General features: G+C 65.2%; 18 protein-coding genes and 2 pseudogenes. 10 read left to right on the forward strand and 10 right to left on the reverse strand.

Going from position 1 to position 23,598, the window contains the following annotated elements; genetic code table 11:
• The first annotated feature begins 78 nt into the window (after positions 1-78).
• On the forward strand, positions 79-1,002 hold the full coding sequence (locus CHB88_RS17220) for a DMT family transporter (protein ID WP_089400576.1): 924 nt from the start codon (positions 79-81) through the stop codon (positions 1,000-1,002).
• 11 nt (positions 1,003-1,013) lie between these two features.
• Here the strand turns inward: CHB88_RS17220 and CHB88_RS17225 are convergent, their stop codons facing one another.
• The 4 genes from CHB88_RS17225 to CHB88_RS17250 form a co-directional block, all read right to left on the reverse strand.
• Complete coding sequence (locus tag CHB88_RS17225; protein ID WP_245845034.1) at positions 1,014-1,634, reverse strand: RES family NAD+ phosphorylase; 621 nt, start codon at positions 1,632-1,634, stop codon at positions 1,014-1,016.
• 61 nt (positions 1,635-1,695) lie between these two features.
• Complete coding sequence (locus CHB88_RS17230; protein WP_089400577.1) at positions 1,696-2,076, reverse strand: antitoxin Xre/MbcA/ParS toxin-binding domain-containing protein; 381 nt, start codon at positions 2,074-2,076, stop codon at positions 1,696-1,698.
• 554 nt (positions 2,077-2,630) lie between these two features.
• A complete protein-coding gene (locus CHB88_RS17240; RefSeq protein WP_089400579.1) occupies positions 2,631-4,172 on the reverse strand; it encodes a methyl-accepting chemotaxis protein in 1,542 nt (513 codons plus the stop codon).
• Between the two features lie 381 nt (positions 4,173-4,553).
• Positions 4,554-5,546 (reverse strand): Bug family tripartite tricarboxylate transporter substrate binding protein, encoded by a 993-nt coding sequence (locus CHB88_RS17250; RefSeq protein ID WP_089400581.1) that lies wholly within the window; start codon positions 5,544-5,546, stop codon positions 4,554-4,556.
• Positions 5,547-5,683: 137 nt separating this feature from the next.
• Here CHB88_RS17250 and CHB88_RS17255 point away from each other — a divergent pair, with 137 nt between their 5' ends.
• Both CHB88_RS17255 and CHB88_RS17260 read left to right on the forward strand, forming a co-directional pair.
• Positions 5,684-6,595: a LysR family transcriptional regulator gene (locus tag CHB88_RS17255; protein ID WP_089400582.1), complete on the forward strand. Its 912-nt coding sequence runs from the start codon at positions 5,684-5,686 to the stop codon at positions 6,593-6,595.
• A gap of 152 nt (positions 6,596-6,747) precedes the next feature.
• Positions 6,748-7,806, forward strand: coding sequence for an isocitrate/isopropylmalate dehydrogenase family protein (locus CHB88_RS17260; protein ID WP_089400583.1), 1,059 nt, complete (start codon positions 6,748-6,750; stop codon positions 7,804-7,806).
• 3 nt (positions 7,807-7,809) lie between these two features.
• Here the strand turns inward: CHB88_RS17260 and CHB88_RS17265 are convergent, their stop codons facing one another.
• A complete protein-coding gene (locus CHB88_RS17265) occupies positions 7,810-8,691 on the reverse strand; it encodes a LysR family transcriptional regulator (RefSeq protein ID WP_089400584.1) in 882 nt (293 codons plus the stop codon).
• 150 nt (positions 8,692-8,841) lie between these two features.
• On the opposite strand from CHB88_RS17265, the gene CHB88_RS17270 reads away from it, so the two are divergent.
• The 4 genes and pseudogenes from CHB88_RS17270 to CHB88_RS17285 all read left to right on the forward strand — a co-directional run bounded on the left by CHB88_RS17270 (position 8,842) and on the right by CHB88_RS17285 (position 14,345).
• The gene (locus CHB88_RS17270) at positions 8,842-9,564 is read left to right on the forward strand and encodes a ribonuclease activity regulator RraA (protein WP_089400585.1); all 723 of its coding nucleotides are present in this window, start codon (positions 8,842-8,844) and stop codon (positions 9,562-9,564) included.
• A 52-nt stretch (positions 9,565-9,616) separates the two neighbouring features.
• Positions 9,617-10,828 (forward strand): annotated as a pseudogene (locus CHB88_RS17275) (alpha-hydroxy acid oxidase); the annotation flags it as partial.
• Positions 10,829-11,232: 404 nt separating this feature from the next.
• Positions 11,233-12,192, forward strand: a complete 960-nt coding sequence (locus CHB88_RS17280; protein WP_089400586.1) for a TAXI family TRAP transporter solute-binding subunit — start codon at positions 11,233-11,235, stop codon at positions 12,190-12,192.
• Positions 12,193-12,284: 92 nt separating this feature from the next.
• Entirely contained in the window at positions 12,285-14,345 is a 2,061-nt protein-coding gene (locus CHB88_RS17285) for a TRAP transporter permease (RefSeq protein WP_089400587.1), read from the forward strand.
• A 281-nt stretch (positions 14,346-14,626) separates the two neighbouring features.
• On the opposite strand, the gene CHB88_RS17290 is transcribed toward CHB88_RS17285, so the two are convergent.
• Positions 14,627-14,827, reverse strand: coding sequence for a hypothetical protein (locus CHB88_RS17290; RefSeq protein WP_089400588.1), 201 nt, complete (start codon positions 14,825-14,827; stop codon positions 14,627-14,629).
• Here CHB88_RS17290 and CHB88_RS26045 point away from each other — a divergent pair.
• Positions 14,813-14,908, forward strand: a pseudogene (locus CHB88_RS26045) (cation diffusion facilitator family transporter); the annotation flags it as partial. The gene CHB88_RS17290 and the pseudogene CHB88_RS26045 sit on opposite strands and share 15 nt — an antisense overlap.
• Before the next feature lie 137 nt (positions 14,909-15,045).
• Here CHB88_RS26045 and CHB88_RS17295 read toward each other — a convergent pair.
• Together CHB88_RS17295 and CHB88_RS17300 are read right to left on the reverse strand one after the other, a co-directional pair.
• Positions 15,046-15,381 (reverse strand): four-helix bundle copper-binding protein, encoded by a 336-nt coding sequence (locus CHB88_RS17295; protein WP_089400589.1) that lies wholly within the window; start codon positions 15,379-15,381, stop codon positions 15,046-15,048.
• A gap of 353 nt (positions 15,382-15,734) precedes the next feature.
• Positions 15,735-17,282 (reverse strand): UxaA family hydrolase, encoded by a 1,548-nt coding sequence (locus CHB88_RS17300; RefSeq protein WP_089400590.1) that lies wholly within the window; start codon positions 17,280-17,282, stop codon positions 15,735-15,737.
• A 161-nt stretch (positions 17,283-17,443) separates the two neighbouring features.
• On the opposite strand from CHB88_RS17300, the gene CHB88_RS17305 reads away from it, so the two are divergent.
• Positions 17,444-18,361 carry a LysR family transcriptional regulator gene (locus CHB88_RS17305; RefSeq protein WP_245845035.1) on the forward strand — a complete coding sequence of 306 codons (918 nt, stop codon included), beginning with the start codon at positions 17,444-17,446 and terminating at the stop codon, positions 18,359-18,361.
• Positions 18,362-18,599: 238 nt separating this feature from the next.
• Here CHB88_RS17305 and CHB88_RS17310 read toward each other — a convergent pair whose 3' ends face one another.
• Together CHB88_RS17310 and CHB88_RS17315 are read right to left on the reverse strand one after the other, a co-directional pair.
• The gene (locus CHB88_RS17310; RefSeq protein WP_089400591.1) at positions 18,600-20,486 is read right to left on the reverse strand and encodes an MORN repeat-containing protein; all 1,887 of its coding nucleotides are present in this window, start codon (positions 20,484-20,486) and stop codon (positions 18,600-18,602) included.
• Positions 20,487-20,928: 442 nt separating this feature from the next.
• Entirely contained in the window at positions 20,929-21,621 is a 693-nt protein-coding gene (locus tag CHB88_RS17315; protein WP_245845042.1) for a GntR family transcriptional regulator, read from the reverse strand.
• Between the two features lie 172 nt (positions 21,622-21,793).
• On the opposite strand from CHB88_RS17315, the gene CHB88_RS17320 reads away from it, so the two are divergent.
• Positions 21,794-23,548: an IlvD/Edd family dehydratase gene (locus CHB88_RS17320; RefSeq protein WP_089400593.1), complete on the forward strand. Its 1,755-nt coding sequence runs from the start codon at positions 21,794-21,796 to the stop codon at positions 23,546-23,548.
• Positions 23,549-23,598 lie beyond the last annotated feature (50 nt).

A 23,598-nucleotide genomic window follows, 5' to 3' on the forward strand; every position in this document is an offset into this window, starting at 1 on the left:
AATGATTTGCCGTCCAGATTGTTTTTATTCTAATTCAGAAAAACTAGACTGCTTCCCATCATCTCCAGGAGGCATGTCATGAAAGCGTGGGCAATCTATTCGAGGCTGGTGCTGACCACCGTATGTTGGGCAGCCGTGTTCCATGTCGCCAAATTCACCGTGGCGGCCGCTTCTCCGGCCGCGGTCGTCGCGTGGCGCTTCATGCTGGCGGCGGCCATTCTCGTGCCGGTGGTCTGGTACCGTGAGCGGCTGCCCTGGCAGGCATTGCGCCGCAATGCGCTTCCGCTGCTGGCCATGTCGGCGATCGGCATTTTCGGCTTCAACATCGCCACCTTCTACGGCCTGCGCTCGACGTCGGCCACCAACGCCGCGATGATCATGGCGCTGAATCCGGCCATGACAGCGGTGCTGGCGGCACTGGTTGGCAGAGAGCGGGTATCGAGACATCAGATCGCCGGGCTGGTGCTCGGCATCGCCGGCGTCATGGTGGTGGTGAGCCATGGTTCGTGGCAGGCGATCGCCACGCTCTCATTCTCCGGCGGCGACTTGCTGATGCTGCTGGCCAGTTTCTGCTGGGCCTGCTATCCCGTGATTCCCAAGCGCTTCATCTCCGGCATGTCGCCGATGCAGATCACCGCTAGCACGATTGCCGGCGGCGCCTTCCTGATGGCGCTGTTCGCATTGCGTGCCGCGCCGGATTTCATGGATGCGCCATCCGGGCCGGTCGTGGCTGGCATTGCCTTCATGGGCGTGTTCGGCACCGTGCTGGCCTACATCTGGTGGAATCAGGGCGTGAAGGCGCTCGGTGCGCCGGCGGTGGCGGGCTTCATCAACCTGGTGCCGATGCTGACCGCCGGTTTCGGCCTGATGCTGGGGCAGCCGGTCTCGTGGGCCCAGGCCTGCGGCGCGATCCTGGTCGTCACCGGCGTACTCTATCCGTCGCTCGCTCCGGCGCTTCGCCTGCGATGGGCGGCGCCGGCGAAATCATGGTCGCGCGGCTGAGAAGGGCGATGTCAGGCGGCCTTCCAGGGTTCTGCGGAAAAGGTGAAGCGCTCGGCGTCGCGCCGCCACACGACGCCGTCCTTGCTCACCGCCAGCCACCAGGTCTGCATGAACCGGTCGGGGCTGGGCTTGGCAAAGGCGCGCGGCGTCAGCAGGGCCACATTCCAGCCGGGTTCGGGATCGCGCACCGACTGATAGACGATGCCGCCGATCCCGGCCTCCCGTGCAATCGCGGCAAACCGTTGCGTTGCCCGGTAATCGGCCGGATGCATCCACGCCGCGGCATCGGCGGAGAAGGGCGGCTGGCGCAGGTCGACGACCCGGGTGTCGAACAAGGCCTTGAACCCGGTATGGGACACCGGGTCGAGGTGATCCAGGCCGTCGGCATCCTGCAGGAACTTCCAGCGCCAGTAGCCGAGTTCGGCGCAAGCCGTGCGGATCGTCTCGGCGCCGTAAAAAACGCCGGGATCGAATTCGCCCCGGAAGCGGGAGCCGCCTCGTCCTGGCCAATAGCGAAAGGGGGTGGCAAGCAGATAGTGCAAGCGCGCCAGGTCATCCGGCAATGCCGGCTTGCTGGATTCCAGCAGACTTTCGAGGATGTCCTGTTCGTTCGGCGTATCGACGATCTTCATGGTCGAAGCGACGTGCTGCGACTCCACCAGGCGCCAGGCGTCCGCCGACCAGAGCGCCGCGCTAGACGAGACCGCGATGGGCGTCCAGGTATTGCGTGACACGTACCAGGCCCTCCGTGTTGGCGATGAGATCGATCGGCCGGCCGTTCAAGCCGCGATTATTGCTTTCCAGCCATTGGCGCGCCGATGTCTCGTTGCCGACGATGGAGTCCAGCGAGCGGAAAACGCGTACGAAAAGCAGCGCGAACTCCCACTCCTTGCGGGTGCTGTCGAGCCGATACTCGCCGGCATACAACCGGGTGATCGTCGAAGCGCTCACGCCCAATATCCGGGCCAGCAGGGTGCGGGAAAGCGCGAGGCGGTCGGCTGCACGGGTGACGGCCTTGCTGAGCACGGCGGCTTGCTCTGCTGGCGTCGGAACGGGCTGCTGAGTAACTTTCATGGCGGCTCCTGGCTTTCTATGGAAAATTTATACCATAAAAATTGCTGTTGCAAGAGTTATCCCGCCAAGGCGATGCTACTGAGGCCATTGGCGTCGAAATCAGGGAGGAAGGCGTCATGGTCGATCCGCCGCGCTGGCGTCAGGGAGGACGTCGATCGGTTTGCGCGATTCACGGTGAAGCAGCAGAAGCCCGCCTTCGACCCTCGGGCAAGGGGGCCGGCGGGCTTGCTCCTGGCTGGGAGCCAGGGCTTGAAATGGCGGGCCCGGACGTGGAGGTAAACATGGGCGATCAAGCGGCAACGGTACCCGGTTTATGTGCCGGTTGCCGGACGGCGCCTGCCATGTTTAGCCCTGCATCGACCCGCGAAGCCGGTTTCAGGCGCCAGCGCCCTGCCTGATTCGAATCCGCTCCGGTGCCTTCCAGGAGGCGCCACGTCCGGCCATCGATGTTCGCGCATGGAGCACCCGACGGTGCGGTGCTCGCGATGCATTACTACTTGCCGCGATGCCGCCCGGACGTCGAGCGTTTGGATGACTGTCTGACCGGTCCCCGACTATAGCTTGAAGCCATTGATTTCCCTGGCCAGGTGAGACGCCTGGTCGCGCAAGGCTTGCGCCGCGGCGGCGGCCTGCTCGACCAGCGCCGCGTTCTGCTGGGTTGCCTTGTCCATCTCGCTCACCGCCTGGTTGACCTGCACGATGCCGTTGCTCTGTTCGGCGCTGGCCAGTTCGATCTCATGCATGACCTCGGACACCTTTTTCACGCTGGCGACGATCTGCTCCATGGTCTGTCCCGCCCGGTCGACCAGCTTGCTGCCATCCTCCACCTTGCCGACCGAGGTCTCGATCAATTGCTTGATTTCCTTGGCAGCGGCGGCCGAACGCTGGGCCAGTCCGCGCACCTCGGTGGCCACCACGGCGAAACCCTTGCCCTGTTCTCCGGCGCGTGCGGCTTCCACCGCGGCATTGAGCGCAAGGATATTGGTCTGGAAGGCAATGCCATCGATGACGGAGATGATCTCGGCGATCTGCTGGGAGCCCGCCTTGATCGCGTCCATGGTCGCAACCACATCGTGAACGACGGCGCCGCCCTGCATGGCGATGGTGGACGCGTCCGCCGCGAGCCGGGTCGCTTGCTGCGCGTTGTCGGCATTCTGACGCACCGTCTGCGTCAGCTGCTCCATGGTCGAAGCGGTCTCTTCCAGCGAGGCGGCTTGCTGCTCGGTGCGCGATGACAGGTCGAGGTTGCCGACAGCGATCTCGTCGGATGCGGTCTGGATCGTGTCGCTGGCTTGCTTGATGTTGGTGACCAGGTCGGTCAGCTTGTCTTCCATCTGGCCCAGGGAGTTGATGAGCGCGCCAAATTCATCATGCCGATCGCTTTCGAAATCCTGGCTCAGGTCGCCGGCGCTCACCGTATCGGCGATTCGCGTGGCGTCGCGCATGCCCGCCATGACCGCGGCGATGATCCACCAGGCCATGGATGCGCCCACCAGCAGAGCCAGGATGACGGCGGCGATGGTCTCCATGCGCGATTCTTCATATCGCTGCTGCGACTTGCCGAATTCCGCCTGGCTGACGTCCAGCTGGAGCGCGACGAGCGCTTCCAGATCCTTGCGCGCGGGCGCGTAATGCCGAGCGAGCTGGTTGCGCGCGATATCGGATGCCTGATCGAAGTCGCCTGCGCGCAGCGCCGCGATCGCCGGCTCCAGGCCGTCGCGCAAAAACTGGCCCCGGCTTTGCTCGAAATGCGCGGCGAGCGATTTCTCTTCCGTGGTCAGATAAGTCGCCATGTAGGCTTTCCACTGGCTATCGATTGCTGCGCGCCGCGAAGCCACGCCGTCGATCTGTCCCTGGCTGTACTTGGCATCACGGCTCAGGGCAGCCATCGCGATCGCGCGCTGGTTGTGTTCCATCATTCCCTGGACCGCATTGAGCTGGCCGAGTGACACGACCCGGTCCTCGTACAGCGTCTTGACGGCAGCATTGGTGGTGCTCAGGTTGTAGATGCCCTGGACGCCAACGAATACAGTGGCGAGGCAGAGGAAGCTCGTGACCGCCACGAGCTTGGTTTTGATGGAGAGGCGTTGGAACATGGGTTTCAAGAAGAGTGGAAGGGCGCAGGGGAGCGGCAGATCGAGTTGCTTTCCAGCAATTATAGCGATCTTCTCCAGACGCGTATCTTCTTAGCGGTATTCGCGCACAGAATCCCCATTTGGGTGCATGAAATGGCGCCTGGCTGCAACAGCCTGTCAACCGGCACAACGCCACCGCATCCGGATGCGGACCGCCCACGAGCCAAGTTCAACAGCAATCCGCTGGCGTGTCGCATCTTCCTCATGCAACTCGATAGGTCCTGATCCGCACTTCGTCTTCTCACCCGCGTCCGGGCGACACAGTGCTTGCCCTGCGTGTCCCTGCGATGCCGCGAGAGCCGGCGCGAGGCGCTGCGCCGGCGGCAGGAGGGTCTCCGCCGATCAGTTGGTCTTGATGTTCGCCGCCTTCGCCACGCCGCGCCACAACGCCGTTTCCTGGCCGAGGGCGGCCTTGAACTGCGCCGACGTCATCGAATAGGTTTCCGCGCCTTCATTGGTCAGGCGTTTTTTGATCGCTTCGCTGGCCGAGATTTCGTTGATGTAGCCATTGAGCCTGGCCACGATGGGTTCCGGCGTGCCGGCCGGCGCAACGATGCCCCACCAGGTGGAGATGTTGAAATCCTTCAGGCCGGCCTCGGCGGCGGTCGGGGTATTCGGATAACCGGCCATGCGCTTGGTGTCGGTCACCGCCACCAAGTCCACCTGGCCGGACTTCACGTATTGCTGGATGGTCGGCACCGTCGAGAAGAAAACATCGATGCGCCCGGCCAGCAGGTCGAGCGTGGCCGGGCCGCTGCCCTTGTAGGGCACGTGGCTCAGGACCGCGCCGGTCTTTTGCGCGAACAGTTCGCCCGCCATGTGGTTGATGCCGCCCACGCCGGATGAGCAGTAGGACAGCCCTTCGGGGCGTGCCTTCGAGGCGGCGACGATCTGCTCCAGGGTTGCCGTGCCGAGCCCCTTGCGGGTGACGACCATCAGCGGGCCCCGCCCTATCATCGCAACCGGCGCAAAATCCTTCACCGCATCGTACGAAGGCTTCGGTTCCGCCGCCACATGAGTGACGAAAGTGGAGGTGACGAACAGCAGCGTATGGCCATCGGCGGGAGACGAGGCCACCTGCTTGGCCGCGATCGCGCCGCCGGCGCCGCCCCGGTTGTCGACCACGACCGGCTTGCCGAGCCGCTGCGACAGGCCGACCGCCATCTCGCGCGCGATGGAATCGGTGCCGCCGCCGGGGGCGAACGGCACGACCAGCGTGACCGGCCGATTGGGATAATTCTGGGCGAGGGCGGCGCCGGGAAGGACGAGGGCGGCGAACGGGCCGCACAGCGCCGAGGCGGCAAGCGCCTGGCGCAGGAATTGACGACGAGTCATCGTGGGGGTCTCCTTCGAAGAATTCGGTGCGGCGTCGGACCGAGCCCGCGCCCTGCATTGTTTTTTGCCCGCCCATTATCGGCATTGAAATGGTGCATGTACAATGCAAAGAGTTTTGCAATTGATGCGTCTGGCACATGAATTTCGATCTCGGCGACCTGCGCGCCTTCACCGCCGTCGTCGACCATGGCGGTTTCGCCGCCGCCGCCGGCAAGCTCAACCTGTCCCAGCCGGCATTGTCGCGCCGGGTCGAGAAGCTGGAGGAGGCGCTGGGCGTCAAGCTGTTCGAGCGCACCACGCGCCGCGTCGAGCTGACGCCGGTCGGGCGCCATTTCATCCATCGCGCGCGGCACGTGCTCAATGAGGTCGAAGGCGCGCTGGTCGGCGTCCAGGAACTGGCCGACCGTCTCGCCGGCGAGGTGACCATCGCCGCCATCCCTTCCGCCGTGCGCTATTTCCTGCCCAGCGTGATCGCCGCCTACCATCGGCGCTTTCCCGGCATCCGCATCCGGATTCGCGATGTGCGCGCCACCGAGGTGCTGACCGCCGTGGCGAAATCCGACGCCGATTTCGGGCTCACCTATGTCGGCACCCAGGAGCCGGATCTGGAATTCCTTGCCGTGTTCGACGAGCAGTTCGTGCTGGCCTGCGGCCGAGCCCACCCGCTGGCGGGCAGGGAAAGGGTGACGTGGCGGGAGCTCGCCGACCATGATTACATCGCCGAGGCGCCCGGCAGCGCCAACCGCACCCTGATCGACCTGGCGCTGGCCAAGGCGGCGATCCGGCCGAAATGGTTTTGCGAGGTGCAGCATGTGCCCGCGCTGGTGAACCTGGTGGAGGCCGGGCTTGGCGTCGGCGTGGTGCCGCGGCTGTCGATGCCGATTGGCGAGCATCCCGCCTTGGCCAGCGTGCCGATCGCCGAGCCGGAGCTGACGCGCACGCTCGGTCTCATCCGCCGCCGGGCGCGGCCGCTGGCGCCCGCCGCACAGCATTTCTACGATCTGCTGCTGGAGTCGCTGCGCAATAATTCGCCGCTGGCCGCAGCGTAGCGGGTGGCGCGCGGCGCGCCGATCTATGCGTGCAGCGGATTAATCAGAAGATTCTTTGCATTTGTCTTGGCCTCGCCGCGCCCCGATAATCGGCTCCCGGATGGCGGTCCTCGTGCGGCCGCCGAACAGGCAAATCGGAGAATGGAACCCTCATGAAAATCGTCATTCTGCCGGGCGACGGCATCGGCCCGGAAACCATGGACGTCACCGTCGGCGTGCTGGCCGCCGTCGACAGGCGTTTCGGCCTCGGGCTGGAACTGCAGCATGACATCGCCGGCCTGGACAGCCTGAAGCGGCACGGCGCCACCGTCACCCCGGCCCTGCTGGAAAAGGTCAAGGCGGCCGACGGCCTGGTGCTCGGCCCGATGTCGACCTTCGAGATGAAGGACGAGTCCAGGGGCGAGATCAATCCGTCGAAGTTCTTCCGCAAGAGCCTGGACCTGTTCGCCAACATCCGTCCGTCGCGTACCTATGACGGCCTGCCCACCAAGGTCAATCCCTTCGACCTGATCGTGGTGCGCGAAAACACGGAAGGCTTCTACGCCGATCGGAACATGGAGCAGGGCAACGGCGAGCTGCTGGTGACGAAGGACGTGGTCATCTCCATGCGCCGCATCACCCGCGAATGCTGCCTGCGCATCGCCGAATCGGCCTTCGCGCTGGCGGCTACCCGCAAGAAGCATGTCTCCATCGTGCACAAGGCGAACGTGCTGAAGATCGGCGACGGCATGTTCATGGCATGCTGCCGCGAAATCGCCAGCCGTTATCCGGATGTCGTCGTGGACGACTACATCGTCGACGCGATGATGGCGCATGCGGTGCGCGCGCCGCAGAAATTCGATGTCATCGTCACCACCAACATGTTCGGCGACATCCTGTCCGACCTGACGGCGGAGCTGTCGGGCAGCCTCGGCATGGGCGCTTCGCTCAATGCCGGCACCGAGCATGCCATGGCGCAGGCATCGCACGGCAGCGCGCCCGACATCGCCGGCCGCAACGTCGCCAATCCCTTCTCGCTGGTGCTGTCGGCGGGCATGCTGCTGAACTGGTTCGGCCAGCGGCGGGGCGGCCGGAAGTTTGTCGACGCCTACGAGGCCATCGAACGCGGCGTGGCGGAGGCCATCGCTGCCGGGGAAGCCACGCGCGACGTCGGCGGCAGGCTCGGCACCCGGGAAACCGGCGCGGCGCTGATCGAGCGCCTTGCTCGATAGCAGTCAGGCGCTGCGCCGGTCGCCGCCGTTGCCGGTGGCGGCAAGCAAATCCTCGAACGCCCGGCCATAGGGCGATTGCGTCGGCCACAGCATTCCGATGCGCCGCTTCGGCGACTCCCCGCCGACGGCGATGCCGACCACGCCCGGCGGCAGCGGCGCTGCCCGTGACCAGTCGGGCACCAGCGACACCCCCAGTCCGCAGCCGACCAGGGCCACGATGCCGTCCAGCGCATCCAGCTCGAAGCGCTGCTTGGGCTGTATCCCGTGCTGCTGCAGGAACTGGTCCGCCGGCGAGCCGCCCCAGTTGCGGCGGTCGTAGCGGATCAGCGGCATCTCCGCCAGCAGCTGCAAGGGATCGCGGCCGGCAAGGCTGCGCGGCGCCAGCACGATCAGCGGTTCCTCCCGCAGGGTGCGCCAGGTCAGGGATTTCGGAATGGCGAAGGGCGGCGCCACCATCACCGCCGCATCCAGCTTGTCATGCAGTACCTGATGGTAGAGGTCGCGCGAGACGCCGACCTCGATATAGGCGTCGACGCCGGGATGGCGCTCCACCAGGGCCGACAGCATGGGCGGCAGCAAGCCGGTGGCCGCGGTGGAGATGGCGCCCAGCCGCAGGCCGCCCACCATCCCTTCACCCAGCGTGGCGGCATGCAGCTCGCGCACTTCCTGCTGGAACTGGCGGGCCCGGGCGAGCAGCCGGGCGCCGCTCTCGGTGAGGCGCACCGTGCGCCCCGAGCGCACGATCAGCCGGGTGGAAAAGTCCCGTTCCAGCACATGGATGCGCTGGGCCAGCGCGGTCGGCGTCAGGTTCAGGCGGCGCGACGCTTCCGCCATCGAGCCGCATTCGGCGATGGCGACGAAACTGTCGATGTAGCTGGTTTCCATGGCGGTCTCCGGGAATGAACTTTTTGTTCTGTTTGAAGCTACAAAAATAAAATTGTGCGGGTATTGCTTCAGCTTGACAATGAGACTTGTCCAATAATCAAGGCGGCTTTCCGATTCCGCTGAAGCCGTCCACTCCAGAGGAGACATGCGATGGGCGTCGAACCGATTCCAATGCAAGCCGAGGTCATCCAGGCGCTGGCCAACGTGACCACCGCCACCCTCACCACCGTGCTGCTCAAGAAAGGGCTGCGCAATGTCTGGATGCGCGGCGCCATGCCGCTCAAGCCGGGCCAGCCGCGCATCATCGGCCGCGCCTTCACCCTGCGCTTCGTGCCGGCGCGGGAAGACCTGGCGACGCCGGCCTCCTGGGGCGCGCCGATCTCCACCCGGGCGGCAATCGAAGCCATGCCCGAGGGCTGCATTGCGGTGGTCGATGCCATGGGCGTGGCCGATGCCGGCATCTTCGGCGACATCCTGTGCGCGCGCATGGAGAAGCGCGGCGTGGCGGCCCTGGTGACGGACGGCGTGGTGCGCGACGTGGCCGGCGTGCTCGGCACCGGCTTGCCGGTCTGGTGCCAGGGCGTGGCGGCGCCGCCCTCGGTGGCAGGCCTGACCTTCGTCGGCTGGCAGGAACCGATCGGCTGCGGCGGCGTGGCGGTGTTCCCGAATGATGTGGTGGTGATCGATACCGACGGCGCAGTGCTGATTCCCGCCGCCATGCTGGACGAGGTGGTCGCCATGGCGGTGGAGCAGGAAAGGCTGGAGGCCTGGATCATGGAACAGGTCAACGCCGGCCAGAAATTGCCGGGCCTGTATCCGCCGGACGCGGAGAACAAGGCGCGCTACGAAGCATGGGCACGCGATCGGCGCTGATGCCTGCGGGATACATGCGGAAAACCGGAAAGCGCAGGCGCAAGCCATGACGATGGACCCCGCCGAGACCCGCATCGACACCGCCGCCGGCGCGGCGGCGGCGAGCCCGCTTGCCGCGCCGCGCCGCCTGCGTCGCCTGCTGTCGCTGGACGACTTCGAACCTGCCGCCAGGCGCCACCTGCCGCGGCCGGTGTTCGGCTACATGGTGGCCGCCGCCGAAACTCGCCGCTCGCTGCATGCCAACCGCAGCGCCTTCGCCGATTACGAATTCCTGCCCCGGGTGCTGGTGGACGTCTCGGGCCGCACCCAGGAAACCAATCTGTTCGGCCAGCGCTACGCCTCGCCGTTCGGTCTGGCGCCGCTGGGGCTGAGTGCGCTGTCGACCTATCGCGGCGATCTCGTCATGGCGGCCGCGGCGGCGCGGGCGGGCGTGCCGATGATCATGAGCGGCTCCTCGCTGATCCCGATGGAGCAGGTGGCCGCCCAGGCGCCGGATGCGTGGTTTCAAGCCTATCTTCCGGGCGACGAGGCGGGCATCGAGGCCTTGATCGATCGGGTGATCCGGGCCGGCTTCCGCACCCTGGTGCTGACGGTGGATACGCAGGTGCCGCCGAATCCCGAGAACACCGCCCGCATGGGCTTCTCGGCGCCGCTGCGGCCGAGCGCGCGCCTGGCCTGGGATGGATTGATTCGTCCGCGCTGGTTGTTCGGCACCTTCCTGCGCACGCTGCTGCTGCACGGCCTGCCGCATTTCGAGAACAACTACGCCACCCGCGGCGCGCCCATCCTCTCCGGCTCGGTGCTGCGCGACTTTTCCGAGCGCGGCCATCTAAGCTGGCGGCATTTCGCGCAGGTAAGAAAGCAATGGCCGGGCAAGCTGGTGCTCAAGGGCGTCCTGCGCGTCGAGGATGCCTGCATTGCGCGGGACGCCGGCGCCGACGGCATCATCGTCTCCAACCATGGCGGCCGCCAGCTCGACGGCGCGATCGCGCCGCTGCGGATGCTGCCGGACATCGCCAATGCCTGTGCCGACCTGCCGGTGATGCTGGACGGCGGCGTCAGGCGCGGCACCGATGTGCTGAAGGCTTTGGCGCTGGGCGCGCGCATGGTGTTCGTCGGCCGGCCGTTCGGCTATGCCGCCGCGATCGGCGGCGAGGCGGGAGTGCGCCATGCGATCGGCCTGCTGGCGAAGGAGGTGTCGCGCGACATGGCGATGCTGGGCTTGCGCTCGCTGGAGGAAATCCGCGCGGCGGACATCCTGCGCCCGTGCCGGCCGGCAGGGCGGCGCGAAGGGATGACGGAGCATGAAGCGCATGATCCGGCATTGACGCAAGCCGCCGGCGCGGATTGATCGATGTCCTGTTTCATGCTTTCGTTCAATGTTGGGGTTGGATAGCGTATTATCATCCCACGCACAAAAAAGAAGTTGGAAGGAGACAAGTCAGACATGGTTACCACGACCGACCCTCGCCCCGGCTCGCGCGCGCATCCGCGCCGCGGCACGACGCGTCCCCCGGCTGCATCGACCGGACACGGCCCGGCCTGAACGCCGGCGCCGCCGCGCCTTCTTCCCGGCTTCACATCCCTCACGCTTCATTGGTTCGCAGCTTGGTTTGCCACGCATATGCAGCAAAGCAGTTCATCCGATTCATCACGAGAGGAGCAGACATGAAACGCCACTTAATACGCGCCTGGATCGCCATCATGGCGCTGGGCCTGTGCGCTGTCGCGGCAGCGCAGAACATTTCCATCGCCACCGGCGGCACCGGCGGGGTCTACTACCCGCTGGGCGGCGGCCTGGCGCAGGTGCTGTCGAAATACGTGCCCGGCATGCAGGCCACCGCCGAGGTCACCGGCGGCTCGGTGGACAACCTGAAGCTGGTCGGCACCGGCAAGCCCTATGTCGGCTTCTCCATGGCCGACGCGGCGCAGGATGCGATACGGGGCGAGGACAAGTTCAAGTCGGGCAAGGTGCCGGTACGCACCCTGGCGGTGCTGTATCCGAACCGCATGCATCTGGTGACGGTGGAAGGGCGCGGCATCAACAAGCTGGCCGATCTCAAGGGCAAGCACATTTCCACCGGATCGCCGGGCAGCGCCACCGAGGTGATGGCCTTCCGCATCCTGGAAGCGGCCGGCATGGACAAAGACAAGGACGTGAAGCGCGAGCGCCTGTCGGTGGCCGAGTCGGTGAACGCGATCAAGGACAACAAGATCGATGCCTTCTTCTGGGTCGGCGGCCTGCCGACGGCGGCGGTGACTGACCTGGCCAATACCCCGGGCACCAAGATCAAGATGATCGACCATGCCGAGACCGTGCCCGCCATGAACAAGAAGTACGGCAACCTGTATGTCGAGGACACCATCCCGAAGTCAGCCTACAAGGGCATGGACAGCGACAACAAGCAGGCGACGGTGATGAACATCCTGGTCGCCAACGCCAACATGGATGACAAGACCGCCTACAACATCGTCAAGGTCCTGTTCGAGAAGCGCGACGAGATCATCGCGGTGCACAAGGAAGCGGAAAACTTCAAGCTCGAGAACCAGAAGGCGGCCGCCACGCCGGTGCCCTTCCATCCGGGCGCGGCGAAGTATTTCGCCGAAAAAGGCGTGAAGATGAACTGATGTGCAGCCTCGCCGTTCCTGGTTGGGAGCGGCGGACTTGCAGCAGCCGGCGTGCGCCACCGCACGCCGTGGACAGGCTTGGAGAAAGCATCATGAGCGCAGCAAGCGGAGCGGGAACAGGAACGGGATCACCATCGGAAGCGCAGCCGGTCATCAGCGATGAGGCGATGCGCAAGGTGGAGCAGTACATCGAGGAAGAGGAGGGCGCGGCCAACCGCATGCGCGGATGGCTGGGCGGCTTCCTGACCCTGGTGGCGGTGGTGATGTCGCTGTTCCATCTCTACGCCGCCTACGCCATCGTGCCGACCCAGGTGCTGCGGGAGGTCCACGTCGCCTTCGTGCTGTTCCTTTCCTTCCTCATGTTCCCGATAGCGAAGCGCTTCCGCCACCGCATCATGTGGTGGGACTGGCTCGCGGCGGCCCTGTCGGTGGCCATCGTGGTGTACGCCGTCATGGGCGGCGACGACTTCACCGACCGTAACACCGTGCCCGAAACCTGGGACATCGTCTTCGGCACGGCGCTCGTGCTGCTGGTGCTAGAAGCCATGCGCCGCACCACCGGCTGGATCATGCCGGTGGTGACCCTCTGCTTCCTGCTCTATGCGCTGTTCGGCGCCTACCTGCCGCAGCCCTGGACCCACAAGGGTTACGAGATCGGCCGGCTGGTGGGGCAGATGTACATGACGCTGGAAGGCATCTTCGGCGTGGCGGTGGACGTGTCGTCGTCGCTGATCATCCTGTTCACCATCTTCGGCGCCTTCCTGCAGTTCTCCAACGCCGGCAAGTTCTACATCGATTTCTCGTTCTCCGCCATGGGCGGCAAGCCCACCGGCGCCGGGCGCACCGTGGTGCTGGCTTCCTTCCTGCTCGGCGGCCCGTCCGGTTCCGGCGTCGCCACCACCGTCACCCTCGGCTCGGTCGCCTGGCCGATGCTGGCCAAGGTCGGCTACGAGCGCAATGCCGCCGGCGGCCTGCTCGCCGCCGGCGGGCTCGGTGCCATCATCTCGCCGCCGGTGCTGGGCGCGGCCGCCTTCCTGATCGCCGAGTTCCTGAAGATTTCCTACCTCGACGTGCTGCTGATGGCCGCCATTCCGACGGTGCTGTTCTACCTGGCGCTGTTCCTGATGGTGGAAATCGACGCCCGCAAGTACGGCATGAAGGACGTCGCCTTCGACAAGGTGGACTCGGTCTGGAACCTGGCCCGCCGCTACTGGTTTCACTTCGTCTCGCTGATCTCGATCATCGTCTTCATGATGCTCGGCTATTCGCCCATCCTGTCGGTATTCTGGGCGACGATCGTCACCTTCCTGGTCAGCTTCCTGCGCGCCGACTCCACCCTCCTGCCGCGCGACCTGCTGCGCGGCGGCGGGTTCTGGCGCAAGCTGGCGCAATCCAAGCTGGTGAAGGCGCTCGAAGCCGGTTCCACCGGCATGCTGAACGTGGGCACCACCTGCGCCGGCGCCGGCCTCATCGTCGGCGTGGTCACGCTCACCGGCCTCGGCCTCAAGTTCAGCTCCATCGTGATCAACTACGCCGGCGGCTCGCTGCTGCTGACCACCATCTACACGGCGCTGGTGGTGTGGATCGTCGGCCTGGCGGTGCCGGTGACGGCCAGCTACATCATCTGCGCGGTGATCGCCGCGCCGGCCCTCACCAAGCTCGGCGTGCCGGACTTTGCCGCCCACATGTTCATCTTCTATTATGCGGTGCTGTCCGAAGTGTCGCCGCCGACGGCGCTGTCGCCCTTCGCCGCTTCCGCCATCACCGGCGGCGATCCCTACAAGACGACGATGCAGTGCTGGAAGTACACCGTGCCGGCCTTCCTGCTGCCGTTCATGTTCGTGCTCGACCCGAGCGGGCAGGGCCTGCTGCTGATGGGTTCCACCAAGGCGCTGGCCAATGCGAACTGGCTGTCGATCGCGGAAGTCACGGTCACCGCCGCCATCGGCATCGCCGCCATCGCCGCCGGCTTCCAAGGCTGGATGTGGCTGCGCACCACGCTGGTGGAGCGCATCATGCTGATCGTCGCCGGCTTCGCGCTGGTCTATCCCGGCGTCGTGGCCGATATCGTGGGATTCGGCCTGGTGATCGTGGCGGTGGCGATGCAGTTCCTGCGCGGACGCGGACTGCCGGCGCGCACCGGAGCGCGGTAAGGAAGAGCGGCGCTAAAGGCCAGGCAGCTGACGTTCCGTATCGAATTTGCTGCTCTCGAAATGACAGTCCTCCGGCACTGTCAGCCTTTGTCGGGGATGGCTCGTCCCCCAGTACAGCGGAAAAACTTCCATAGCGGTCTTGCCACTCGCCCGCCATGTGGACAATACCTGCCTTGCTTGGTGGGTCTGTTCAGGATTGGTGGAAATCGTCTGCCAGCGAACCATCCTGCCTTACTGGCGGATCCCTCCAATGTCGGCTACCGCCGGAAAAGCGGTCATTATTACGCCTGCAAACGAATCGGTTGTGGATCGATCCGGTCAGCAGCCTGGTGATCTCGCTTTTGGTGATCATCGGGAATTAGGCATTGCTGCGCGAATCGGCCAGGCTGGCGCTGCACGCGGTGCCGAACGGCATTGGCGCCGACCAGGTCGACGCCCATCTGGCTTCGGTCGACGGCGTGGCCGAAGTGCATGAACTGCATGTCTGGGGATTGAGCACTACCGACACTGCCTTGACCGCGCACTTGGTCTTTCCAGGTGGCTATCCGGATGACGATGCCCGAGTCGCCATCAGTGAGCAGTTACGCAAGCGACTCAACATCGGTCACTCCACCATTCAAATCAAAATGGAAAAGCCCGGGGCACGCCTGCGAACTGGCGCCGCCCGAGACGTTACAGCCAAGTCACACCAGGTGGCGCCTTACATCCGTTCGCAACTGTCGGCGCATTGGCGACATACCTGGGCACACTGCTTCATCTTGCCGTCGGGATCAGGGTGGCCCTCACATAGCGCCGCGCACGCACGACAAATTTCGGCGCACTCCTTGGCCAAATGAGCGGCATGGGGCGAGCGGCGCGCCATGAAATCGGCATGTAGTCCGCACATCTGCGCACAATCCAGCAACGCCACCAAGTGCTTGGCCTCACTATGCGGATGGCCGCCGTGCAGCACATGGGCAGCGGTTTCGGTACATACCCGGTGGCAATCCATGCAGTTGCTGATGCATTTCTGCATGTCATTGGTCATGGCGTCCATATTTCTCCTTGGTTGTCAGTCACCCAGACTATGTGACTTGGAGAGCACCGGTGTTGATAAGTTTTTATCGGCTAGGGCAAAATTTTTGCTGTCAAGCACCGCTCGTTCTGAAAGGAAAACGGGGCCGGACTCTCATCCAAAAGCAGGCTTTTTTCGCTATTGCTCAATTGTCGGCTTCTAGCGGAAAGCGGCCACCACCAACAATCGGCTAGAAAGAACGAGGTCGGCAAGCCGTAATGAAAACGCCCGCTTTCGCGGGCTTTTTCATGCCTGCATCCGACTCGACCGTCAACTCATTGAGGTACGGTTTAGCCCGAGCCGCAGCATGGGTTTGAATCGCCGATTGGTGCGGCTCAGCTCATGATGCCGATCTGCCAGGGCACGAACTCGTGGTCGCCCAGGCCGAGCTCCTCGCTCTTGCTGCGCGCGCCGGACGCGGTGCGCAGCATGAGGTCGAAGATGCGCCGGCCCATCTCTTCGATGGAGCTGGTGCCGTCCAGGATCTCGCCGCAGTTGATGTCCATGTCTTCCTCGAGGCGCTGGAACATCGGCGTGTTGGTCGCCAGCTTCACCGACGGCACCGGCTTGGCGCCGAACATGGAGCCGCGGCCGGTGGTGAAGGCGATCAGGTTGGCGCCGCCGGCGATCTGGCCGGTGGCCGATACCGGGTCGTAGCCCGGCGTATCCATGAAGACCATGCCCCTGGCCGTCACCGGCTCGGCGTAGCGATAGACTTCCATCAGCGGGCCGGTGCCGCCCTTCATCGAGGACCCGAGCGACTTCTCGAAGATGTTGGCCAGTCCGCCCACCTGGTTGCCGGGACTGACCTTGCCATTGATCTGCACGTCGCGCCCGACCGAGTATTGCTCCTTCCACCAGCGGATGCGCTCGACCAGCTTCTCGCCGACTTCGCGGCTGGCGGCGCGCCGGGTCAGGGTATGCTCGACGCCGTAGATTTCCGGTGTCTCCGAGAGAATCGCGGTGCCGCCGTGGCGCACCAGCAGATCCACCGCCGCGCCCAGCGCCGGATTGGCGGTGATCGACGAGAAGCCGTCGGAGCCGCCGCATTGCAGGCCGACGCAGAGATGGCTGGCCGGCACGGTGGTGCGCCGGACGGCATTGGCCTGCGGCAGCAGCTCTCGCACCGCATCGATGCCGGCTTGAATCGTCTTGCGGGTGCCGCCGGTTTCCTGCATCACGAAGGCGCGCAGCAGCGGCCCCTGTTCCAGCCCTTCGCTCGCCATCAAGCCCTTCAGCTGGTTGCGCTCGCAGCCGAGGCCGACGATCAGCACCGCCGCCAGGTTGGCATGGCGCGCATAGCCGGCGATGGTCCGCTGCAGCAGCGCCATCGGCTCGCCCGTCATCTCCATGCCGCAGCCGAGCGAATGGCTGAACGCCACCACGCCGTCCACGTTCGGATAATCGGCGAGGCGTTCCTCGGTAAACCAGTTGGCGATCTTCTGCACCGCCGTGGCGGAGCAGTTCACCGTGGACAGGATGCCGATGTAGTTGCGGGTGGCGACGCGGCCGTCCGGCCGCACGATGCCCTGGAACGTGGCGCGCTCCGCTTCCGGCAGGTAGTCCACCGGCCGGTATTCCGAGGCATGGGCATAGTCGCGGTCGAACTCGCGGAACTCCGTATTGTGGCTGTGCACCAGGTAGCCCGGCGCGATGTCGATGGCAGCGAAGCCGACCACCACGTTGTACTTGCGAATGGGCTCGCCGCGCCGGATGGGCGCCGCCGCGATCTTGTAGCCGGCCGGAATCTGGCTGCGGCAGACGAAATTCTCCTGCGGGACCTCGGTGCCGATGCCGATATCGGTACGGGCGACGACGACGTTGTCGCCGGGGTGCAGCCGGATCACGGGACCTAGGAAGCGCTTCTGCGAGGTTTCTATCATGCTGTCTCCAATTTCCAATTGCATTGAAAGGGCCGCGGCGGGGCAGTGCAAAGGGTCCTCCGTCGCCGCCCGGCCCCCGATGCGTCCATTATTCGATATTTGCACCCAAAAGAAAAATTGATCGTACTTATTGATCGATAAGGAAAGCAAATCGATAATTCGTGTTCCTTCACGCTGCTTTCATCATCGCCATGAACATCTCCACCAGACATCTGAAGGCGTTCCTCGCCCTTGCCGAAAGAAAGAGCTTCACCCGGGCGGCGGACGCTGTGCATCTGTCCCAGCCCGCATTCAGCATGCTCATTCAAAGCCTGGAGGAAAGCGTCGGCCTTCGGCTGTTCGACCGCGGGCCGCGCCATGTGGAGCTGACCGCCGAGGGAGAGGCTTTTGCCCAGGCGGCGGAGCGGCTGCTCGGCGACTTCGAGGGCTTGCTGGCGCAGATGAAGGACCTGGTCGCGTTGCAGAAGGGCAGGGTGGCGGTGGCCGCTTTGCCGTCGCTGTCGGCCAGCCTGCTGCCGCCGGTGATCGCCCGCTTCAGGCAGCGCCATCCCGGCGTCGAACTGGCGCTGCACGACGTGACCTCGGACGATTGTCTGGATCTGGTCAGGCGCGGGCGCTGCGACATCGCGCTCACTGCCATCGCGCAGTCGGACGAACTCGATATCGAGCCGGTGCTGGCCGATTCTTTCTACGTGGTCTGCCCGCGCCGACATCCGCTGGCGGCCAGGAAGCGCATCCGGCGCCAGGACCTGCTGGAGTACGGCTTCATCCAGCAGGACCGGGCCAGCAGCGTGCGCCAGCAGATCGACGCGGTCATGTTCCCGGCCAGGCTGAAGACGGTGATGGAAGTGTCCAACATGAACACGGCGGTCGGACTGGTCGGCGCCGAGGTCGGCATCGCCATCGTGCCGGCGGTGGCCTTGTTTCTCTTCAGGCAGCGCCACCTTGCCCGCATTCCCCTGGCCGATCCGGCCTTCACCCGCAGCATCGCCTTGGTGCGGCTGAAGGGCCGGCGCGATACGACGGCGGTGGCAGCCTTCGTGGCGCTGCTCAAGGAAGGCCTGCAGCAAGGGAGCTGACCGGCGAGCCTCAATCCTGGCGGGTTCGCGAAACACTGGCCACTTTCGCTGAGCAGCGGGCCGTCGCTGGTACAAGGCATTGCCAAATCCTGCCGCAGTCAAAGCCAACACCTCGGTGCATGTCGCGCTGTCCGTCGCGGCCGCCTGTCCGCGCTGATGCGGTGCTTGACCGACAAGGCCGGAACGCCGGCGCCGCGCGGGAACGCTCCGGCAGGGGCGGACCTGGCAACAGCGGCAGCTACTTCTTCTCGTCCGACGCCTGATTCAGCTGGCCTGCCTTGTCAGCGCTGGCGGTGACCGACACTTCGGCCTGGCTAGCCTGCATCGTCTCGCGCCGCTTCAGCACGCCCTGTTCGGTCTGGCGTCCTTCCGCGAACACACCTTCCCATACATCGCCGCTCGACCAGAAGAACCTGCCATCGCCATGATGCAGGTTGCGCTGCCATTGGCCTTCGTAGCGGTCGCCATTGGCCCAGGTGAACTGGCCGGTGCCATGCGGTAGCCCAGCATCGAAATCGCCTTCGTAGCGATTGCCGCCGGCGAAGCGCATGCGTCCCTTGCCATGCGGGACGCCTGCCGCCACCTCGCCTTCATAGGCGTCGCCATTGGCGAAGCTGAGGTTGCCGGCACCGTTCGGCATATCGTTCTGCCATAGGCCATCGTAAGATTGGCCGTTGGCCCACACCATGCGGCCGCGGCCGGCACGGACGCCCTGCACCAGCTCGCCTTCATACGCATCACCGTTAGCCCAGGACACCTTGCCGTTGCCGGACACCTTCCCGGTCAGCACGTCATGCTCGAAGGCGCCGTGATAGGTGGTGTCGCCGGCGCTGAGGGTCTTCACCGGGATGGCGCGGGCCAGCGCCAGCAGCTTCTGGCGCTCGCTGCGGAAGCGCTCGACCGCGACCGGATCCTTGGGGTCCAAGCCGGCCAGGACCATGTCAGCCTGTTCGCCGATGCCCTTGGCGGCGGCCAGTTCAGTCATCTGCTTCAGGCGTGCTTCGTCGAAGACGAAGGAGTTTTGCGTCAGGCTTGCCTGCGCCAGCTTGGCATGCAGGCTGAAGCTGGCCAGCGGATCGGCGTCCAGCTTGGTCATTCGCTCCAGCGCCCACTTGTCGGCCAGGTCGAAGCCAGTGCTGGCTATCCAGGAAACGCCACTCAGGGAATCGCGGAACACCGAGGCCGCCTTGATTGCATCCAGCGCCAATTCCTGCGCCTGCGCCTTGACCGCCTTCTGCACGGTTTCGATCAGGCTCTGCCGCATCCGGTCCGCCGCCTGTTCCGCCAATTTCTTGCCGGCCGCCTCGAGTGCCGCCTGGCTCGCTGCCCGCCCCGCAGTGGCGCCGGCCGCCGCTGCGGCCTGGTTGGCGGCGCTGCTCACCGCGCCTACGCCGCTGGCCAGGCTGGCTACGGTGAGCCCGGTCTTGAGCAGGCGGGATCCGTAGACATAGGTTTTCATGCGGGCGCCGGTCTCTTCCGACAAGCCTTGAGTCCACAAGGTAATCCACAATGCTTCGTCGGCATTCAGGTCCGCCGCGAACAGGCTCAGCGGATGCACCGATTTTTCCCAGTGGTAGTCCTGCAGCGTCTCTACCGCCTCCGGTTGGGCGATGGTGGTGTAGCCGCGGCAAACCTTCACCGGCTTCACGGTGATCGTCTTGCCGTCGGCCAGCTTCACCTCGAACGGCTTGCCGCGGTTGCGCAGCTGCTGGAGTTCGAGCGCCATCTTGGCGGTGTTGCGCCGGTTGTAGCCATCCAGCTCCTCGAGCTTGTCGCCAACGCTGAGGCCGGATTCGGGATCCGCCGCGATAACGCTCAGCCGTTCATCGACAGCCAGGCCGCGCGCCCAGGCGATGCGCTTCTCCTTCGGCAGGTCATAGGAAAAGGCGACGGCGAAGGGCAGGTCGTATTGGGTGTCGCAATCGGGATCCTTCAATGCTGCGCTGCGCACGATCGCCGGACGGATGGCTTGCTCGCCCTTGCCATAGATGCGGATGGCGGCGAGCAGGCGCTCGTCCACCGGGCTGCCGTCGTCCACCGTGTACACCGGCGCGGCGCAGCCTGCGAGCAGGGCTGCGCCGCCAATCAGGGCGCCAGCGCGTCGCCAATTCTTTTTCTGGCTCATATTGTTGCTTGTTCTTGTGAAGGAGCGTTGGGCCGGCGATCGGTCTTGCTGCACGACGTCGTTCGCCGGCTATGGAAGGCGTGTTTGGTCGTTCTGGATTCTTGAGGTATGCCTTGTGGATCGCACCCGTCTTCGTCGACAGCGCGGCAATGATTCGACTGGGCCAGCGGATTGTATCAATGCAACTTGAAGGCCTGCATCACCATTTCGGGGTAGGAGTTTGTCTGTCGTCGGAGCCGCTCAACTCCCATATTGAGGCAATTGGGCCGCGGGATGCGCAAGCACAGGTGCCAGTCGCGCTTCGCCTTCAAAAGCTGCGTAGGCGCCGGGTCGAAATCTTCATATACCGAGCTGCGCTTTTGGTGAGCGTCCGCTTCTGGCCGAAAGCCGCCCCACTCGAAGTGCTACGCAATGGCTTGGTTCAACAGTCAAGCCTGCGCATTCAAGCCGCTTCTTCCTTACCCCTTCCGAGGCGATTGAGGTTTGCCAAGTAAGTGTCGCGCGCCGGCCGCAGGTGCGCGGCGCAAATCTGGACCAGCGCCTTGCGGTCGCCCGTCCGCAGGGCCTCGATGATGCGCTCATGGTCCTGGCGGGCTGCTTCGATGCTCTGCGGCGACACCAGGGTGCTCAGGCGCACCGGATGGGTACGGCGCGCATATTCGGCGATGGCTTCTATCAGGGTCTCGTTGCCGGACAGGGCATAGAGCGCGGCATGGAAAGCGAGGTTGGCACGGAATACGGCGCGGGGATCGTTTGCCTTCACCGCGGCGGCATGGCTGCGCTGGATCGCGGCCAGCTGCTTCAGCTGGGCAGGCGTCGCCGGCAGCGGAATCAGCTTCATGCAATGCGTCTCGAGCAGCTCGCGCAAGGCGTACAGTTCCATCACTTCGCGCGCGGTGAGGGCGCGCACCTGGGCGCCGCTGTTCTTCCTGCGCTGCACCAGTCCCTGCTGCTCCATCTCGGCCAGCGCCTGCCGCACCACATGCCGCTTGACATGGAAGCGGGCCATGAGTTCGTCCTCGATCAGGCGCTCGCGCGGATGCAGCACGCCCAGCACGATTTCCTCCTCCAGCGTGGAAACGACTTCCTGCACGGCGGATGTCACGTCTTTCTCGGAAGGAGCGGCGGCGTTCAGGGGCTTCACGCTATCTTTCATGGCATCAGGCTCGACTGGCTTTGGCGGAAACATCCAGCCGTCCACGACGGCCCGGCTTGCGCAAACCCGGTACGCTGCTCCGGCTGCCTTGCCAATACGCCGGAACAGGTCTAGTATCGGATGAATTATTAATAATCATATTGAGGAAAAGATGGAGGAGTCAAGCAAGAAGGAGGGCGGCCAGCCTGCCGCAACCGGGCTGCGCAAAGGCCTCACCAATTACGGCGACAACGGCTTCTCGCTCTTCCTGCGCAAGGCATTCATCAAGGGCGCCGGCTATACCGACAATGCGCTCGACCGGCCGGTGATCGGCATCGCCAATACCGGCAGCGCCTACAATCCCTGCCATGGCAACATGCCGCAGCTGATCGAGGCGGTGAAGCGCGGCATCATGCTCGCCGGCGGCCTGCCGATGGACTTCCCCACCATCTCCATTCATGAAAGCTTCGCCGCGCCGACCTCGATGTACCTGCGCAATCTGATGTCCATCGACACCGAGGAAATGATCCGGGCGCAGCCGATGGACGCGGTGGTGCTGATCGGCGGCTGCGACAAGACCGTGCCGGCCCAGCTGATGGGCGCCGCCTCCGCCGGCATCCCGGCGATCCAGCTGGTGACCGGCTCCATGCTGACCGGCTCCCACCGCGCCGAGCGGGTCGGCGCCTGCACCGACTGCCGCCGTTTCTGGGCGCGCTATCGCGCCGAGGAGATCGATGGCGAGGAGATCGCCGATGTCAACAACCAACTGGTGGCCAGCGTCGGCACCTGCTCGGTGATGGGCACCGCCAGCACCATGGCATGCGTCACCGAGGCGCTCGGCATGATGGTGCCGGGCGGCGCTGCGCCGCCGGCCGTCACGTCGGACCGCATCCGCGTCGCCGAGCGCACCGGCGCCACCGCCGTCGCGCTTGCCAAGCAGCGGATCACGCCGGACCGGATCATGACCGAAAAAGCCTTCGAGAACGCGCTGCGCGTGCTGCTGGCCATCGGCGGCTCGACCAACGGCATCATCCACCTGACGGCGATGGCCGGACGGCTGGGGATAGACATCAGCCTCGATCGCCTCGATGCGCTCGGCCGTGAAACCCCGGTGCTGATGGATCTCAAGCCTTCCGGCCAGTACTACATGGAGGACCTGCACAAGGCGGGCGGCGTGCATGCGCTGCTGCGGCAACTCAAGCCGCTGCTGCACCTCGATACGCTCACCGTCACCGGCCGCACGCTCGGCGAAGAGCTGGAAGCGGCCGGACCGGGCTTCCCGCAAGAGGTGGTGCGGCCGCTGGCCGAGCCGATCTATCCGCAGGGCGGCATCGCCGTCCTGCGCGGCAACCTCGCGCCCGGCGGCGCCATCATCAAGCAATCAGCCGCCGATGCGCGGCTGATGGAGCACGAGGGCAGGGCGGTGGTGTTCGAAAACCTGGAAGACCTCGCCAACCGCATCGACGACGAGGCGCTCGACGTGGAGGCGGACGACATCCTGGTGCTGAAGAACATCGGACCCATCGGCGCCAGCATGCCGGAAGCGGGCTACATGCCGATTCCGAGAAAGCTGGCGCGCGCCGGCGTCAAGGACATGGTGCGCATCTCCGACGGCCGCATGAGCGGCACCGCTTCCGGCACCATCGTGCTTCACGTCACGCCGGAGTCGGCCATCGGCGGCCCGCTGGCCTATGTAAGGAGCGGCGACCGCATCCGCATCAGCGTGCAGCGGCGCGAAATCAGCCTGCTGGTATCCGACGCCGAACTGGCGGAGCGCGCCAAGGCCAATCCGGTGACGGCGCCAAAGGCCGAGCGCGGGTACCGCCAGCTATTCTTGAAAACCGTCACGCAGGCGGACAAGGGCGTGGATTTCGATTTCCTGAGGGCCCGGCCGGACGGCCGTCTGGACCCGAACGCAGCGGACTGACGCCGCACGTAAAGCGCGCGCTGCCGCAGTCAGAATGGAAGCGCGCCGGT

Source organism: Noviherbaspirillum humi (genome assembly GCF_900188095.1).
GTDB classification, from domain to species: domain Bacteria; phylum Pseudomonadota; class Gammaproteobacteria; order Burkholderiales; family Burkholderiaceae_D; genus Noviherbaspirillum; species Noviherbaspirillum humi.